The sequence below is a fragment of the Streptomyces sp. NBC_01390 genome, from assembly GCF_045040105.1.
GTDB lineage: Bacteria > Actinomycetota > Actinomycetes > Streptomycetales > Streptomycetaceae > Streptomyces.
This window is the reverse complement of the sequence record NZ_CP109551.1, coordinates 1,906,942-1,922,036: the sequence shown is the minus strand read 5'-3', so window position 1 is coordinate 1,922,036 and position 15,095 is coordinate 1,906,942. Positions and strand designations below refer to the sequence as shown.

At 65.6% G+C, this 15,095-nt stretch carries 16 protein-coding genes and 1 tRNA gene; 10 read left to right on the top strand and 7 right to left on the bottom strand.

Annotated features, from left to right (window positions below):
* Window positions 1-42 precede the first annotated feature (42 nt).
* The 4 genes from OG241_RS08600 to OG241_RS08585 all read right to left on the bottom strand — a co-directional run bounded on the left by OG241_RS08600 (window position 43) and on the right by OG241_RS08585 (window position 4,442).
* Window positions 43-942 (bottom strand): hypothetical protein, encoded by a 900-nt coding sequence (locus OG241_RS08600; RefSeq protein WP_405814636.1) that lies wholly within the window; start codon window positions 940-942, stop codon window positions 43-45.
* Between the two features lie 196 nt (window positions 943-1,138).
* Complete coding sequence (locus OG241_RS08595; RefSeq protein ID WP_405814635.1) at window positions 1,139-1,450, bottom strand: hypothetical protein; 312 nt, start codon at window positions 1,448-1,450, stop codon at window positions 1,139-1,141.
* A gap of 332 nt (window positions 1,451-1,782) precedes the next feature.
* Complete coding sequence (locus OG241_RS08590; RefSeq protein WP_405814634.1) at window positions 1,783-1,974, bottom strand: hypothetical protein; 192 nt, start codon at window positions 1,972-1,974, stop codon at window positions 1,783-1,785.
* A gap of 92 nt (window positions 1,975-2,066) precedes the next feature.
* The gene (locus OG241_RS08585) at window positions 2,067-4,442 is read right to left on the bottom strand and encodes a DNA topoisomerase (protein ID WP_006378971.1); all 2,376 of its coding nucleotides are present in this window, start codon (window positions 4,440-4,442) and stop codon (window positions 2,067-2,069) included.
* A gap of 459 nt (window positions 4,443-4,901) precedes the next feature.
* On the opposite strand from OG241_RS08585, the gene OG241_RS08580 reads away from it, so the two are divergent.
* Together OG241_RS08580 and OG241_RS08575 are read left to right on the top strand one after the other, a co-directional pair.
* Window positions 4,902-5,939 (top strand): hypothetical protein, encoded by a 1,038-nt coding sequence (locus tag OG241_RS08580; RefSeq protein ID WP_405814633.1) that lies wholly within the window; start codon window positions 4,902-4,904, stop codon window positions 5,937-5,939.
* Between the two features lie 847 nt (window positions 5,940-6,786).
* A complete protein-coding gene (locus tag OG241_RS08575) occupies window positions 6,787-8,190 on the top strand; it encodes a hypothetical protein (RefSeq protein WP_405814632.1) in 1,404 nt (467 codons plus the stop codon).
* A gap of 507 nt (window positions 8,191-8,697) precedes the next feature.
* On the opposite strand, the gene OG241_RS08570 is transcribed toward OG241_RS08575, so the two are convergent.
* The 3 genes from OG241_RS08570 to OG241_RS08560 all read right to left on the bottom strand — a co-directional run bounded on the left by OG241_RS08570 (window position 8,698) and on the right by OG241_RS08560 (window position 11,241).
* Window positions 8,698-9,840: a hypothetical protein gene (locus OG241_RS08570; RefSeq protein ID WP_405814631.1), complete on the bottom strand. Its 1,143-nt coding sequence runs from the start codon at window positions 9,838-9,840 to the stop codon at window positions 8,698-8,700.
* Window positions 9,837-10,244: a hypothetical protein gene (locus OG241_RS08565; RefSeq protein ID WP_006378955.1), complete on the bottom strand. Its 408-nt coding sequence runs from the start codon at window positions 10,242-10,244 to the stop codon at window positions 9,837-9,839. The genes OG241_RS08570 and OG241_RS08565 overlap by 4 nt, the downstream gene beginning before the upstream one ends.
* A 295-nt stretch (window positions 10,245-10,539) precedes the next feature.
* The gene (locus OG241_RS08560; RefSeq protein WP_405814630.1) at window positions 10,540-11,241 is read right to left on the bottom strand and encodes a hypothetical protein; all 702 of its coding nucleotides are present in this window, start codon (window positions 11,239-11,241) and stop codon (window positions 10,540-10,542) included.
* Window positions 11,242-11,746: 505 nt separating this feature from the next.
* Between OG241_RS08560 and OG241_RS08555 the strand changes: the two genes are divergently transcribed.
* The 8 genes from OG241_RS08555 to OG241_RS08520 all read left to right on the top strand — a co-directional run bounded on the left by OG241_RS08555 (window position 11,747) and on the right by OG241_RS08520 (window position 15,087).
* The gene (locus tag OG241_RS08555; RefSeq protein WP_405814629.1) at window positions 11,747-12,052 is read left to right on the top strand and encodes a hypothetical protein; all 306 of its coding nucleotides are present in this window, start codon (window positions 11,747-11,749) and stop codon (window positions 12,050-12,052) included.
* Between the two features lie 10 nt (window positions 12,053-12,062).
* Window positions 12,063-12,647, top strand: a complete 585-nt coding sequence (locus OG241_RS08550; protein ID WP_405775890.1) for a hypothetical protein — start codon at window positions 12,063-12,065, stop codon at window positions 12,645-12,647.
* 365 nt (window positions 12,648-13,012) lie between these two features.
* Window positions 13,013-13,261, top strand: a complete 249-nt coding sequence (locus OG241_RS08545; RefSeq protein ID WP_405814628.1) for a hypothetical protein — start codon at window positions 13,013-13,015, stop codon at window positions 13,259-13,261.
* Window position 13,262: 1 nt separating this feature from the next.
* Window positions 13,263-13,727 (top strand): hypothetical protein, encoded by a 465-nt coding sequence (locus OG241_RS08540; RefSeq protein ID WP_405814627.1) that lies wholly within the window; start codon window positions 13,263-13,265, stop codon window positions 13,725-13,727.
* A 2-nt stretch (window positions 13,728-13,729) separates the two neighbouring features.
* Complete coding sequence (locus OG241_RS08535; protein ID WP_405814626.1) at window positions 13,730-14,263, top strand: hypothetical protein; 534 nt, start codon at window positions 13,730-13,732, stop codon at window positions 14,261-14,263.
* Window positions 14,260-14,742 (top strand): hypothetical protein, encoded by a 483-nt coding sequence (locus OG241_RS08530; protein ID WP_044472803.1) that lies wholly within the window; start codon window positions 14,260-14,262, stop codon window positions 14,740-14,742. Before OG241_RS08535 ends, OG241_RS08530 begins: the two co-directional genes overlap by 4 nt.
* Window positions 14,739-15,005, top strand: coding sequence for a hypothetical protein (locus OG241_RS08525; RefSeq protein WP_405814625.1), 267 nt, complete (start codon window positions 14,739-14,741; stop codon window positions 15,003-15,005). The genes OG241_RS08530 and OG241_RS08525 overlap by 4 nt, the downstream gene beginning before the upstream one ends.
* A gap of 7 nt (window positions 15,006-15,012) precedes the next feature.
* A tRNA-OTHER gene (locus OG241_RS08520) sits at window positions 15,013-15,087 on the top strand.
* The last annotated feature ends 8 nt before the right edge of the window (window positions 15,088-15,095 follow it).

The window sequence follows — 15,095 nt, the reverse complement described above, 5'->3', positions numbered from 1 at the left end:
TCCTTCGTTCGTTCCTCGTCGTGGTGGCCGGCCTGGCGCTGGTCAGTTCAGCAACGCCTTGAGACTGAGCAGTTCGTCGTCGATGCCCTGGTAGAAGACCCGGAGCATCGGCAGGGCCTCCTCGCGGTCGAGCATCGTGGCTTCCTTGATCATCAGAGCCGAGCCGCCGGCCTCGGCCTGGAGGACCTGGTGCCCCTTGCGCAGTGCGTCGGCGTTCTTGCCCTTGAGCAGCAGGTACTGGTGGATCGAGGTGAACTTCCCGCCCACGTGCTGCGTGAGAATGTCGTACTGCTCGTTCTGCAGCTCGATCAGATCGGGATCGCGGACCCGCAGGGCCTGGTTGCGCCGTTCCAGGTTCGCCACCTGGTGGTAGACCCGCTGCGGCTCCTTCGTCGTGATGAAGCTGTACTCGCAGGCCGTCTCGATCTTGCGCCAGAAGGAGTCGACCCGATCGAGAATCCTGACCCGGTCCTCGTCGAAGAGCAGGTAGCTCGCCGAGCCGACGACCAGGTAGACCTGACCTTCACCGCCGTCTGAGAAGTGGATCAGCCCGTCCTCGTCGATCCCGTCGATGCCGACGATCGAGTGGAAGTCCGTGGGGTTCGAGCTGCGGCGCGTAAAGACGTGACGGGCCTTCCGGGGCAGATACGCCAGGAGGGCCGGCACCCGCATGATGCGCAGCTCCTTCGTCTTCATCAGCCCACCGAAGTAGGCGATCGCCGCCAGTCCCCAGAGGACGAAGAACGTGATGGCCACCGGTCCCGAGCTCGCGACGAACGTCGACGTGCTGAACCACAGCAGGGCGAGGATGCCGCCGCCGAAGAAGAGCAGCTGCTTGATCGGGGAGGGCTTGGCCGCCCAGCCTCCCTTGCTCAGCGTGATCTCGTGGTCGAGGAAGCTCCTGTTCAGCGAACTCGGCACCTTATAGGACAGTTTCGCCATGGATCTCTCATCTCCCCCTGCGATCGCAATGGTCATTGCTCGGCCTATCGAAAAGCGCTCATGTGTGAGGTGTGCGGATGACATCCTATCTTGGATAGGCTATTTGAATCGAGAACGAAAGGGGCTTGAATGGTGAAGTCCGACGACTCGGACTGGCGGGTCCGAGTCATCGGACGTCGTCTGAGCGGCTGACCGGTCAGTCGCGCCGCGGAAGCAGAGGCGCTCGGCCCATCGCTACCGCCTCGAAGCGCGGAACGTCGTCGGCCAGGTCGAGCACGCCCAGCACATCGGCTGAGCTGTCCCGGTCGAGGATCTCCTGACGGACCGGCATCCCATCGAGCACTGCCTGCTCCGAGTGCCGGAAGTGGTAGTGCCCGGCGACGCACAGCGTCTCGCTGGCCGGATTGAGCACCGAGAGCGCCCGTGCGGTGTGCACCTGCTGCGCCTCACGCGCGTACGCCAGATCGTCGGGGCGCCAGCCGTGGCTGTCGCCGAGCCGCTGGATCAACCCCCGGGACCGACAGCGGCTCGTGAGCGAGCACCACATCAGGGCTTGCCCCGGCGTCCAGAAGACCCGCTGCCTGCTCGTCCGTGGGCAGCTCAGCCTCCCACCACGTCAGGCCCGGCATCCGCACGCACCGGTCGATACTCGCGGCCCCTGCCGGCTGGCCGACGGAGTGTTGGTCGGCGCGAACGAGACTGGAGCGGGGGAGGAGCGCCAGATGAGGTCCCATCCAGAGGACCCGGAGCCGTTGCGCGACAGCGTGTCGATTACGTCGTAGTTCTCGTGGTTGCCCAACACGACGTGCAGGCGCACGCCCAGCAGGGCGAGCTGCTCGTTCAAAGCCTCCAGAGCCCGGATTGGATCTCGCTGCGCGTGCCGCGCCAGATCATCCCGAAGTCGCCCAGCTGCACCAACGAGTTGCAGCCTCTCGACGTCGGCGTCACCACTGCGTCATGCAAGAACCTGGTGTCGCCATGGACATCGCCGATCAGGCCCACCTGATCTCCCAGCTGCACGATGTCGTTCATCGTCCTCATCGCATCCCTTCTGTTGTCGTTGTCGTGAAAAGGCTGCAGCGGGCCCCGGGATCCGCTGCAGCTCGTCAGTGCTCGTTCGGGCGTCAGCTGAACGACGGCACGATCTTCTTCTTGCCGCCCTCCTCCTTCCAGGCGACCTTCGCGTCAAAGGTCTTGCCCCTGGCCGAGACGAAGCCCTTGCCCTGGATGGTCTTGCCGGCCGCCAGGTCACGCCTTTGCGCATCGGTAAAAGTCACCTGGCACCAGGACCGCGGCGGCTCGTCGCCAGAGCCGAAATCGGGGACGATCTTCTTCGCCTTCGCGTCCCAGCTGACCTTGCAGCCAAAGGCCTTGTCGTTCCGCGCGCTGACAAAGCCGTCAATCTCCAGCGCCTGGCCCGCCAGGAGCGCCGTGACCTCCGCCGGCGTGAACGTCCGGCCGGACCACTTCGTCGGCTTGTCCGGCACCTCCAACTGGAACCCGACGAACTTGCGGCCCTTGTAGTCGCCGACGCCGAGCGCTCCGATGGCCGTGTAGGGATTGCCCGCATTGTTCGTGGCCGCGAACGAGATCGTCTCGCCCGCCAGCAGCCTCGCCACCTCGTCATCGCTGAACTCGTGGCCCGACCAGATCTTCTTGAAGGCGACTTTCTTCGGCCCGCCCGGAGCGGCCTGCCACACGCCCTCGGCGCGCGTAGCGACCACCTGCTCCTTCATGCCCAGCTCGGCGCGCATGGACGCAGCGTTCTTCGTCATCGTGACGATGTCCTCACGCACCCAGTCGGCGACGACGGCCAGGCGCTCCTCGGCCGTCGCCGTCCCGGCGGCGATGTCGCGCATATCCGCGTAGACCTTCTCGGTGAGCCCGAGATCGCCGATGCGCGTGCCCGGCAGGAGCCGCCAGCTCATCTCGCCGGCCTGCGCGAGCCTGAGCTTCCGGCCCTTCTCCGCCAGCAGCGGGTACTTCGCCCTGTCGTTGGTGACCTCCGAGTACGTCGAGGTGCGGGTCGCGCCCGTGCCCACGTCGTGCTTCTCCAGCTGCTTCATCAGCCACTTCATCGTCGGATGCTCGGGGCGCTTGTTCGCGCCCTCGAAGATGAACGGCTCCGCGGTCTGGCCCAGGCCCTTGCCGGACTCGTTCGCGTCGCCTTCGGCCGTGTCGTCGCCGGCGTCCGGATCGAACACAGCCCGCCAGCCGGTGCTCTTGGGCACGTTGGCGATGCCGACGAAGTCCGGGTACGTCGCCACGTGGCCCTTCTGCTGCTCGTAGAGGTAGTCCTCGGCGACCATGGCCAGGTAGTTCTTCGCGAGCATCTCGTAGATGAGCCGCCCGGCCTTGCCGTACTTGTGCTCGACCTCTTCCAGCGAAGAAGGCACCTTCAGGCCCGGACGGTTCGCGCCGTGCGCGCCCTGGGGCTTCACGTGTGTGGACCGGGGCTGGCGATGCGTCAGAAGGCCAGCGTCGACGCCGACCACGGCGGCGATCTTGTCGACCAGCGGGGCGAGGTCCTTGAACTGCTCGGGCGTGATCGTCTTGTCCTCTGTGCGCGGGTACGAGACGACCTGGTCCTCGTACATCTTCTGATAGGTCGAGAGCGTCAGGTTCGCCTTCACACCCTTGCCGACGAGCATCGAAGACAGGGACGCTAGGTCAAGCAGCTTCGGCGGCGCAGTCCTCTTGTCCGCCTTGCTGTCCAGGACGACAGGGGAGGGGCCGTACTGCTGCGGCACCTGGCCCTTCTGGTCGAATCGCGGCTCATCAGGGTTCGTGTACATGACGTCGTTCTCGTCGCGGAAGCGGTTCTGGAAGAACGGCTTCTTGACGTACGCGTCATAAGCCTTCTGCTGGTCACCGACGAGAGAGATCATCGCCGACTTCAGCCGGCCCTGGCGCAGCACGAGGTCCTGGCCGGACTGGCGGCCCATCGCCGTAGCGATACGGGTGAACTGCATCGAGAGGAAGTCCCACTGCGAGCGGTACATAGCCTTGCGGTAATCGCCCTCGTCCTGCATGGACTTCACGGGCCGGCGCTGCTCGAAGGCCTTCTGGATCGAGGCCTTCGACTCGTCGGTGAACTCCATGCGGCTGAACCGCTTGCCAAGGAAGCCGAGTTCGTCGATCGCCTCCCAGAAGAGCAGATCGCCCTCGCCGGACGGATCCAGGTCGGTGGCGATGACGATCTCGTCGCCGCGACCGAGCGCCGCACGCAGAGTCTTGATGACGTCCGCGGCGTTCTTCTGCGGCTCGCGCTTCCACGAAAGATCCTGCGGGTTCCACGGCAGATTGCCCAGGTCCCACGTCTGATAGTCGTCCGCGAGCGAGGAGTCCACCATCGCGTGGGGCTGGGCGAACTCGTAGAGATGACCCCTCAAGGTCGCCACCTCGTAGGCCGTGCCCTTGTAGCTGCCCGTCGTCCCGCCGAGGGCACTGGCCATGTTCCTCGCTGCGCTCGGCTTCTCTGCGACCACGATCGCGGCCATGTCGACTCCTTCTCGCCGTTGACTCTGAAGCGAGTGCGAGCCTACTCGAATTGGGCAGTTGAATGAGAATCGAAAGACTCGGGAAAGGCTTCTGAATAGTGTGAGGGTCGTGCCGAGAAGGTCGACGCCTGAACGGTGCTCGAGCAAGCGCCGCTCGTGAAAAGGGAGAAGGCGCCGAGAGGCTGTGCTTCTCGGGGCCGTCGTCTGTCGAGCGCTGTCACCACCCGGTCGGCAACGGCACGCCGAGCCGGACGCGGTTCACCCGCGGCACCTTGCCGAGCGTCTCAAGTCGCTCAGGGCGCCTCAGGCCGCGTTGCAGGGGACCGACGAGGGCATGATCCCCGGCTGGCTAGCGGACCTTGGCCGGGGTCCGCCTCCGAGAAGGTGGCGGACAACAGCAGCTGAGAGCCATCCTGAAAATCCCGGGGCGATGTGACTCTGGGTGGCTATGGTCTGGCCATGAGACCAAATCGGGACCTGCTGTCGGTGCGTACTGGAGCGGCTCTGCGGACTGCCCTGGTGGAGGGCATCTCTCCTGCCCTGGAACCGTCGTTGCGCGGTTGGATCCGTGAGACCGGGAGTCTTGATCCGGAGGAAGCCCGGCTTCTGCTGATCCGGTTTGATCTGGTGCTTCCGGACAGCTACCGAGCGCGCTATCAGAAGCAGTTGGCCGACCGTAATGCACGGCAGGCCGAACTAAACACCGAGTGGGAAGCGGCCAAGGCCGCCCATGCAGCCAGGGGCCAGTCCGAGGACGTGCTCAAGCCCTTCATGCTCCATCTCCCTGTGGTTCCGCTTCCGACACACCCATGTGTTGCCTTCCTCGCCGAGGGCACAAGCGCCACGATCCTTTGGGACCTGGTCGACGAACTCCTGCGCCGGCTGTGCACGGAGCCCGATCCGGCCAAGCCGGCCTGGGTGGTCGGGTTCACCAAAGGCCACCGACAGACGAAGAAGATCACAGAATCGCTGGGGCGACTGCTGGCCGAGTCGCTCTCGGTCTATGAGATCGCTCCGGACCGGCGGGGTCTTCGGCGCCGGGTGGAGGCGACTTTGGCCGCCGCGGTCAGCGGTGCGGCAGGTGCTGCCGAGTCCGCCGGCTACTCCGCTGCGCGCCAGCATCTGGAGAAGTCCAGGGGGCGGCTGTTCGGACTGCACCCGGATCCCAGTGGGGCGTACGACGAAGTGGTCCGGGCCGTCGAGGCGGTTGCCTGCCCGCTGTTCCTGCCGAACGCTCAGACGCCTACGCTCGGTACGGTCCTCGCCCACCTGCGTCAGTCCAGCGCGTACGAATTCGTGGTGCCCGGCAAGCACGGTGCTCCGGGGGGCGTCGACGCGGTGGTCGCGATGATGGCCGCGGTATGGGAGGGGCACAGCGACCGGCATGCGGGAGGGCCGGGGAATGTCCCCGTCTCCCGTGAGGCGGCCGAGGCTGCTCTCACCTGTGCGTCCGCCCTGGTCACGCTGCTGAGCCGGGGAGCCGTGTACCGGCCCTAGTTGTGCTGTCGCTTGAGGTTGGTGCCGCGGTGCACTGAATACGTGGACGTGCAGGAGCCCCGGCGGACGTTCCGCCGGGGCTCGTTTATTCATGGTCAGCGGTTGAAGTCGAGGGCAGAACGCGCGTCGGTGTCCTTTGGGGCCGGCTGCGCGACGGACGACACGTTGCATCCCATCACCGAGCCTGGGTCGGACACGCCCCGACAGCGTCAACCAGGCCCCTGAGCGCAGCAGAGTGACGGCCCCCGTCGTTTGGACCGACCGCGCGCCCATGCGCTCACGTTCCGCGATACCTATTTCGCAGGCGGCGAGAGCGGCATACGCTGCATGGATGGCGAAGGAGTCTCGTGAAGCCAAAGGGGCCCGGAAGGCCGCGGCAAAGGCGGCGGCTCGCGCCCGTGCAGCCCGCATCACGGCCGGCGAAATCCCCGAATATCTGCGGCAGCCGAGCACGGTCACCCGCCAGCTCCCTCCGCCCAAACCGCAGCACAAGGTAGTCCAGGTCCGACCCGAGCGGCCCGCGAAGGCGCTCATCCCTCCGACTGACACGGAGCTCCGGCCACGGGACCGGGAGCAGTACGCGGACAACGCGCCGCCGGTCTGGGTCAGAGGAGAGCGGCATGCCCAAGATGACTAGTGGCACCGCCCGGCCATGGCACCCGGGGATCGAGGTCGACCCGAACTGCGTGGACACGAGGCGTTGGAGTGCTGGGTCCCATGCTGTGGTCGCACCCTAGGTGCGAGTACGTGGTATTCGGCTGCTGCTCGAACCATGGCCGGTTGCTACTGGTTCCGCCCTAGAAAACCGCTGCCCACATGCGACTGAGGCCCGCTATGTTCAGGCCGTATGAGCAAGCATCTCTCCCTGCGTGAGGCCGTGTTGGCGTGGCTTGAGTACGCGGGCGCCCTGTCTCCAACACCCCAGTCCATCGTGGTGCTGATGCTCCAGCCCCACTGGGAAGACGTGGAGAATGCGGTGGTAGTCGCAGCGCCTAGGGAAGAGCACCCCGACCTCTACGCCAAGACCGACGGAGAGTGGGTCCCGGACTCCCGAACGCTGCTGGAGGTGTCGGGACTGGCTGCGGCGGCACGTCTCATTGCCCAGGGCGTGCAGGTTCCCCTCTCCGAGGTCGCGGACAGTTTCGTCACCTTCTGCACTGGTCCGGCACCCGTCCCTGAGCGATGGCTGCTCCTCAACGCCGCCTTCCCACAGGGGACACGGATTCCGTTGGGTCAGCACACCCTGCAGACCTTCACTGCGGACGAACTCAATCGGACGATCCCGATGCCCGCGCTGAACGTCGTGCAGCGCCGGAGCCATGATCTCGACCTGATCACCGGCGCACCGTTTCTCCATGTTCCTGATCCCGGCGGCTCGGTCACGCGTCGTCCGACCTGGTTCGACTTCACCGGCCCGCGTGCGGAAGCCCAGCACTGGCAGGCACTTCTTCCCCTGATGCTGTGGGACAACGAACTTCTCCGGGTGGACTCGGTCTTCACCGTCGCGCGCGGACGCCTTTTCGATCTGAACCCCAGAAACGTGCCGACCACCATCAAGGTCTATGAAGGCCGCGACGGGATAGGCGAGGAGGTAGAGGTCCGCGACACCGGCGAATTCCATGTTCCGGCCGCATGTCTTCCGGCCTTGACCGACTTCTGCACCGCGATCTCGGCGAAGATCGACGCGGTCATGGCAGGCGCGACCCACGAGCGGCGCATCCTCAATCGGCGCGCCCGCCGACTCGAACGCGCAGCCCGGCACATCCTGACCGCTTACCAGCGCACCTACAACGACGACGGCGTCTGGGAGGTGGAGGCCGACGAACTGCACCTCGACTACGTCATCGCCCTGGAAGCCCTGCTGATCAGTCCCGACGAAGAACGCGTGGGTACCGCCGAAAATATTCGCTCCCGTGCGTCTGCACTGTTCCTCGGCCTTGACTACCAAACAGAGGTCAGGGGCATCGTCCAACGTGCTTACAAAGCCCGATCCACCTACGTGCACGGCGACGTGATCAAGGATCAGACAGAAGAGGAGAAGCTGAAAGAGCTGCGAACTCTCCGGCTCCTCACACTGCAGGTCGTCCTGCGTTGGCTTGTCCTGACTCCTTCCGACACCGGGGATCTCTCGCACTTGCTCGATGCCGCCGTCCATGGCGCAGACCGCGAAAACCGCATCGGCCAGTCCCTGCGTGCCTTCTTCACCACCACCCCGCCACGCAGCCGGCCCGCCGACATCACCGCCACGTGACCTCCCTCCAGACTCCGGCCGTCACGTACAGAGGGGAGCGGCCCAAGATCCCAGGGCCTACACGCACGCCAGTGCGCTGCCGACGCTCTGAGCTCACGGCATCGCACTCAACTGGGTGTAGGACCTGGGACGGTACGGCACGGCACACCTTCCGGCGGGGCCCGATCACGTCGTGAGCCTCCTCTGTCGCCCGTGTGGGTGGCGACGTTCACCGGCCAACCGAGAGACCTCCATGGACAAAGGGCCATCGGGCCTGCTGACACCTACCTCCACCCGGGGGCGACTCATCGAATCCGGCATGTTGGTGGAGGTGCCGGCCCGCTCGCTCGGGTAGCGGTGCTTGAAGGCCCAGGTTCCTTCGTGCTGCGTCCGGCATCCGCGCAACGCATCCACCGCTAAGCGCAGTACAGGCCGAGGTACACCTGATCCTGGAGGCGGACGCCAGATCCTTGCCGCAGGGACTGCAGCGCGGCCGGGCGGAGAAGAGCTTCTCCGTGCTCGCCGTGGTCATCGAATCGGCCGTCCTTCCCGCTCGCGTTCAAGCTTCAGTTGCGTCCTGGTCGCCTCGCGGGCCCTGTCCCGGAAGTAGATCGCCTCCTTGTGCGTGATCGGCGCGTCGTGGAGGTTGTGCGAGCCCCGCAGGAAGTTCTCCGTGCGGTCGGCGATGGAGTACGCCAGCGCCTGCTCGACTACCGCGCTGGTCTGGCGCACCTCGCCCAGCTCGTCGCGCAGCTTGCGCAGCAACCCGTCCCGCTCACGTCCAGCGGCCTCGATGTTCGCCAGGCGTGCCACCACGCTGCCCAGCAGCGGGTCGCGGGAGCGGAACAGCTCGACGGCACGCTCGGTGGCAGGATCGGCATCAAGGTGCAGGTCGAGCTGCGCCAGCAGGAACGCCGTCACCAGCGTGCCCTGGCTCAGTCGCCGGCTGAACTCCCGGGCAGCGCTGTCGCTCACGCCCAGCTCACGGACCGCGGCTGCTCGCAGCTGCTCCCGCAGCGTGTTCATGATGCTCTCGGGCAGCGCCTTGATGTGCGGCTGGCTCTGCACGCCGGCGAGCCGGAAACCCGACTGGGGGAGCGTGGCGGTATCAGCTGTGCTGCCCGATCCGCCCTTCGATGCCGCGCTCTGCACGGCGTCCTGATGGTCGGTGAGCTGGAGCGAGCCGGGCGTTACATGCTCGGGTTCATCCGTTGAGGCGACGATGTCGTGAGAAGTGACTTCCGCCGTGGCAGCGTCCTCGACGTCCGACCGTGCCCCGGGAGCCGGAACAGCGGCGGCCGCAGGGTCCGCCGGCGCACCGCTCGGGAGCACCCCGGCAGTTCCTCCCTGTCCACCGCCGTCACCACCACGCTGGTTGGATCCGCCGGCTCGCTCGGAGTCGTCGGCGTCGGGCTCGTAGTCCGGCTCCAGATCGAGATCAGCCTGCAGACTTTCAACCTCGAGTTGAGAGTCGACGCTGCCAGCCTCGTCAAGCTGCGCCTCCGGCTCGGGCGTTGCCACCTCAGGCTCAGACTGTGCTGCCTGGGCGTGGACGCGCTTGAGCTCCTCGCTCCCGCCGCGCCGGTAGGCGTCGAGGAAGGACGTGTCCACCTCCATCACCTCGTCGGTGGGTGTGGCCGCTTCCAGCATCTCTGCGAAGTCCCGGCTCATCGGAGCTCGCCGTCCTCGTCATCCAGGAGGTAGTTGTCGCCACGGGTGAGCCCGATGAGGGAGTCGAAGCCTGTGGTGACGACGCGTTCGAGGTTCGCCGAGTTCTTCGCCAGTGCCGCGACCTGGTCGACGAGCTCGTTGAGGCGGGCGATCTCCAGGGTCGGCAGGTCGTAGTCGAGGTTCTCACGCCGGATCTTCTCGACCACCGCCTCGGCCACGTACTCGTTCACCGAGGAGAACCCGCGCTTGTCAGCCCAGTACTGCGCGCGCTGCTTGTCGTCCGGATCCAGCCGGACGAACATGCCCTGGCGGCCACTACTGCTGCTCTGCGTCGCGCCGGGCGGCTTCTTCATCGTGCCGCGCACGGGCTGCGTCATCTTCTCCAACTCCTGCGTGACGGTCATGCACGGCTTATCCTTGCCCTATTTATCCGATCTATGAGACCCATCTTATCGACACTAGTCAATAAGCCACGCGTTCTCTTTGCGCTTCTACTCGGATACCAGTAGAGTCGCAGTCGCGCCCAGTCAGTCCCCCCCTGGCGGCGCATCACCGCAGCAGGTGGCCCCGCTCGATTCCTTTCCTCTCGGACGGGGTCACCTGCTGCGGACCACGCCCACCCTCGCGTGACCATGAGAAGAAAAAGGGCCCGGTGTGACATGGCGCACCGGGCCCATCGTCTGCCTGATGGACTTCCGCTCAGGGGCCGGGCATGGGAGTCGGCGTCGCATTCGTCGTGCAGTCGACGAGCCCCTGGGTGAACCTCGGTGACTGCCAGATCGCCTTGTCCTTGTCGTTCGGCAGGTGTTCGACGATCGACCCGGTGCCGAGGGGCGCGCCGCCGGCGAAGAAGTGCAGCGCCTCCTGGCTCAAGCCCGCGTTGTACACCAAGGTCGACAGGCACTGGCCGGCCGCCGCGTAGGTCTTCTCCTGACCCTCGTCCCGGGCGTAAGAGGAGAACATCGAGACCAGGCCCTCGGTGAGCTCAATGGGCGAATTGACCGGCTGATCCGCGGGGGCCTGGTAAGCCGGCTTCAGGTTCGGCTTGCCAGCTACAGGCTTCGCAGCTGCCTTCGGCGGCACGGAGCTCTGAGTCTTGGGGCTGCTGCCGTTCGGAAGTGCAGCCTTGTCGATGCACGCGTCGAAGTCCTCGCGCAGCGACCGCGACGCCAGGAGCGCAGCGCCGCCCTCGCTCACCTTGTTCAGCCCGTCGACGGCTGCACCCATGTCGTCGCCATCGGCCTTGACGATGTAGGCCAGCGCCTCCTCCGGCATTCCCGCCTTCCGCGCTGAGCTGGCCAGGCAGGCACCGCCGTCCTTTCTGGTACTCCCGGCGCCCTGGAAGGCGAGCTTGTTCAGCGCCTCGCCGAGTGCCATATCGGTGACCTTGACGGTGCTCACGCTCGGACTCGGTGCAGCCGGCGCCTGGGTTGTGCTGCCGTCGCCACCGGAGCATCCGGCGAGCAGAACGCCCGCGGCCACAGCGAGTGCTGCGCCCGCGGACGCAGCCTTCCTCGTCCTCCAGGTCTTCATCGCCCCTCACCTCACCCCTCTTGTTGCCGATCAGTCCGATTGAATCGACTGGCCTTCGAGGGTATCTTATCCAAATGCTTATCTAATGGCAGTCTATGGTGAGTCGGAATGCCGTCAAGTGAGGGGGTGCAGAGGGCGCGCCGAGCGCGGCCCGGGCGCGCAGGAGGCCTGCGGGTCTGTTTGGTGCTTGGGGATCAACGGAGTTGATCCGGAGGGTTCTGCGACACCTCGTGCGCGTGTCGGCTACGGGTGGCCCCCTGTCGGGCGGCTGTTCGTGGGCTTCTCATCCCACCCACGAAGGGCTGCTCACCATGACTTCTCTTGCCTCGCGCCCTGCCGCTTCCGCCGATGCTGCTGTGCCCGATCTGGTGGCGTGGCGGTTCGGCCGAAACCGCCACGAAGGTGCTGCCGCCCGTCATCGGAAAGGAAGGAATCGGCCACCTGGACCGGCGGAGTACTGGGCAAGGTCACCCGCTACGAGACCGAGGAGCGGGACCGCTGCACGCCCAGCGGCGGCCGGTACCGGATGCGGCACGTGACGGTCCGCACGCCCGACGACTCGACATGGCGCGGGCGCGGCAGCACCGCGATGGACGCGATCACGATCCGGCGGGTGACCAAGTCGACGCCCAAAAACGGCAAGGGGCCGAAGGTGCTTCGCGACCTGCTCAAGAACTAGGGGGGAACTCATGACCCGTCCGCGACTTCCGTACGAGTGGGATGGCAAGAAGAAGTTCAGCCGCGCCGACACGGGCATGACGATCAAGATCGTGGGCCAGGAGCTGGTGTACCACCGGTCGGCAACCGGGCCCACGCCCGCTGATACGACGCACTTCCTGATCCTCGGTGCGCGCCCGACCATGCCGCGCAGTGTGTCGAGTCTGGTCGACGACCACGGCAACCACTGGCAGACGGGCTGCGCCTACATCAACCCCAAGAACACGTACGGCGACGGGTTCGACCGGACCGTGTGCTGGCCCGCCGGTGAGGCCGACGCCCGCGACGGTGACGTGCTGTACATGCTCCAACTCCAGCGCCGGCCGGCCGGCAGTGACGGCGAGTGGGAGAACTACAAGATGCCGCACAGCGTGAGGGCGGCAGGCTTCACCGGGGACCCGACCCCGTTCAAGGGCAACACCCTGGCCGAACTGCGCTGGTACCCGGAGGAGCAGCCCCGGCACGAGTGGCGAGCCCGCATCGATCAGTACGTCATCCACTGGCGAGGACGGCCGCACTGGGTGTACCCGGACGGTTGGGTTGAGCGCGACAACTGAGTGGGCGGCTGTGGTTTTTCATGCTCCAGCGGTACGCACCGTGACCAACTGGCTGAATGGGTCGACACCGCGACCCGCTACGTAGAACACAAACCGCCTTGCGATGGCACGGCATCCGATCCGGTCGCGGCCTACTGCGTACGCCACATGAGTGCACGCATGCGTCAGAGCAAGCCCCAAGCAAGCCCCAATACCGCGTGAGGGTCCGCGAGTTCAGAGGGCGCACATTCCATCAGGCATTCGTGGTGCACACCGATGGCCCCCGCACAGCAATCGACGTCTGAGCTAACGGCAGTCCAGGACGCAGCAGAAACGCCGCGCCCCGGGCCGCCGACTGTCAGCCACCGGAATGAAGGAGGAAAACCATGCAGCAGCAACGTGTTGACCTGGAAATCGGCGACCGCGTTTTCATGACCATGCCGGGTTCCGATGTGTGCGACCACATGCACGTCTCCGACCGGGTCATGGAGGTGGAGGTGCAGGAGCGCGGCGCCCAGCTCTTCAAGGACGGACAGTCGTTCTCTTTCCCGATCCTGTGGGGTGAGGCCGGTATCTACACCGACTCGATCACGAACAAGCCCTACACCTACGACGCCGAAAAGAAGGCTGCCTGAAATGACGAAGATCACGGAACTGGGCCTGGACGACGACCTTCCCGGCGCGGCGTTCGCCCGCGACTTGAAGACGCAGATGATCACGGGCGGCACCGAGGCCGGCGTTCACCGGTTCGAGCGGCTGCCCTCGTACGAGGGCTGGGCCGGGATGTGCGGGTGCGGCTTCGAGACATCGGAACCCTCGTACGACTCCCTGGGCCCGCTGCTGAAGGAGATCCGGGAGCACCTGGAGCGTGATGTGTTCCCGGCGGTCGACGAGGCCGCGCTGCTGAAGGAGGCCCGGTTCTTCAACATCGGGAAGCTGATCGGCTACCACCGGCTGATCGAGACCACCGACGAACACGGCACCCGACACACGGGGTGGCTCATCGCCGGTGTCGAGGGCACCGTCCGCGTCCGCCCCGACGGCATCGGCCACGTACAGGGCCGCTGGTCCGCCTTCACAACCGAGACGCAGGAGGGCTGAACATGACATTCGAGGCGGCAACGGAATTCCTTCAGGGAATCGAGGCCGGACAGCGGGTGTCGCTGTTCGACCCCGATGCCGTGAACTTCCGCAACCAGTGGATGCCGGAGTTTGTGCTGCACGGGGAGCAGCCGAACCTCCCGTACAACCGAATCTGCCGGAACCAGAACCATTTCCGGATCTACATGCGGGGGCACCTGGAGATTGTCGGGTTCATCTCCAACCTGTGTGCGTGCGAGCTGGCCGAGGGGCGCAAGCGGCTGGCCGTATGGGAGATGCCCGAGGACGCCAAGCACGTCATGTCGGCGACCGGCTTCGACAACGGGAAGCACTACGAGGAGCGCCAGACGTGGCAATCAACCATGTGCGGCGTGCTGTGGGAGACGACCGGCGGCCGGAGCTGGCATCCGGAGGGCCACCTGAGCTACCCCTACCCCGTGCACTGGCCCAAGATCACCTGCCCGGGTTGCGTTATGCGTGAGGGCAAGCCGCCGGAGGAAATCGACGGTGTGAAGGTCTTCGGTGGGGCCGCATGAATGCTGTCCTGACGCCGCCGGCCGTCCCCCTGAAGAGTTGCCTGTTCCTCAGCACGTGGAGCAACGGCGTGCAGCGCTTGACCATCAGTAAGGCCGTCGCTGAATTGCGCCGGATGAGGCGCTCCAGTGACTCCGATTACTGGGAGGTCACGAGGCAGATTTACGCCGGACACCTGAAGGTCACGCTTACCGGCCAGAGAAGTACCGGTGTCATGGTGCTTCGCCTTCCGTATGGCGCAGAGGTTCTTCTGGACGGTCGGTACCGGATTACGGAGACCTGGGTCGGGCTACCCAAGAAGCGTTGGGTGGTGTGGTTCTGCGGTGAATTCATCAGTCACCATGCCACCGATATGGAGGCGGCTCAGGCGGCGTACGAGTACCGCACAGAAACGCAAAATCTTCCCGTCCGTACCGTCATGGAGACCTCGGTCAGCGCGGACGCAGCCGAAACCATGGCGCAGGCGGAGGGCTCGGCATGATTCTTCTGATGGGTCACTTTGACTCCGGCGGCAATCTCATCATCGAGTCGTCGGACGAATTCCCCGACGACCACTCGCAAGTCGAAATCGACGTTCTAGTCGCCGAGAAGATCGGTGACGTCCCCAAAGGATTCGCGCATTCCTACCTGGTGGACTCGCACAGCCGGGCTGTAAACCAGGCGTACCAAGAGATCGTCAGAGACGGCGGCGACGAGAATTCAACCGTCATCGACAACGTCTGGGGCGTTCTGGTCGACGACTGAAAGTCGGGCCCGGTCGACGAGTAGCGGATGCCGTCTTCCCCTATGCGGTATTCGGCGGGTTCGATTCCCGCGCCGGGCACCAAATTGATT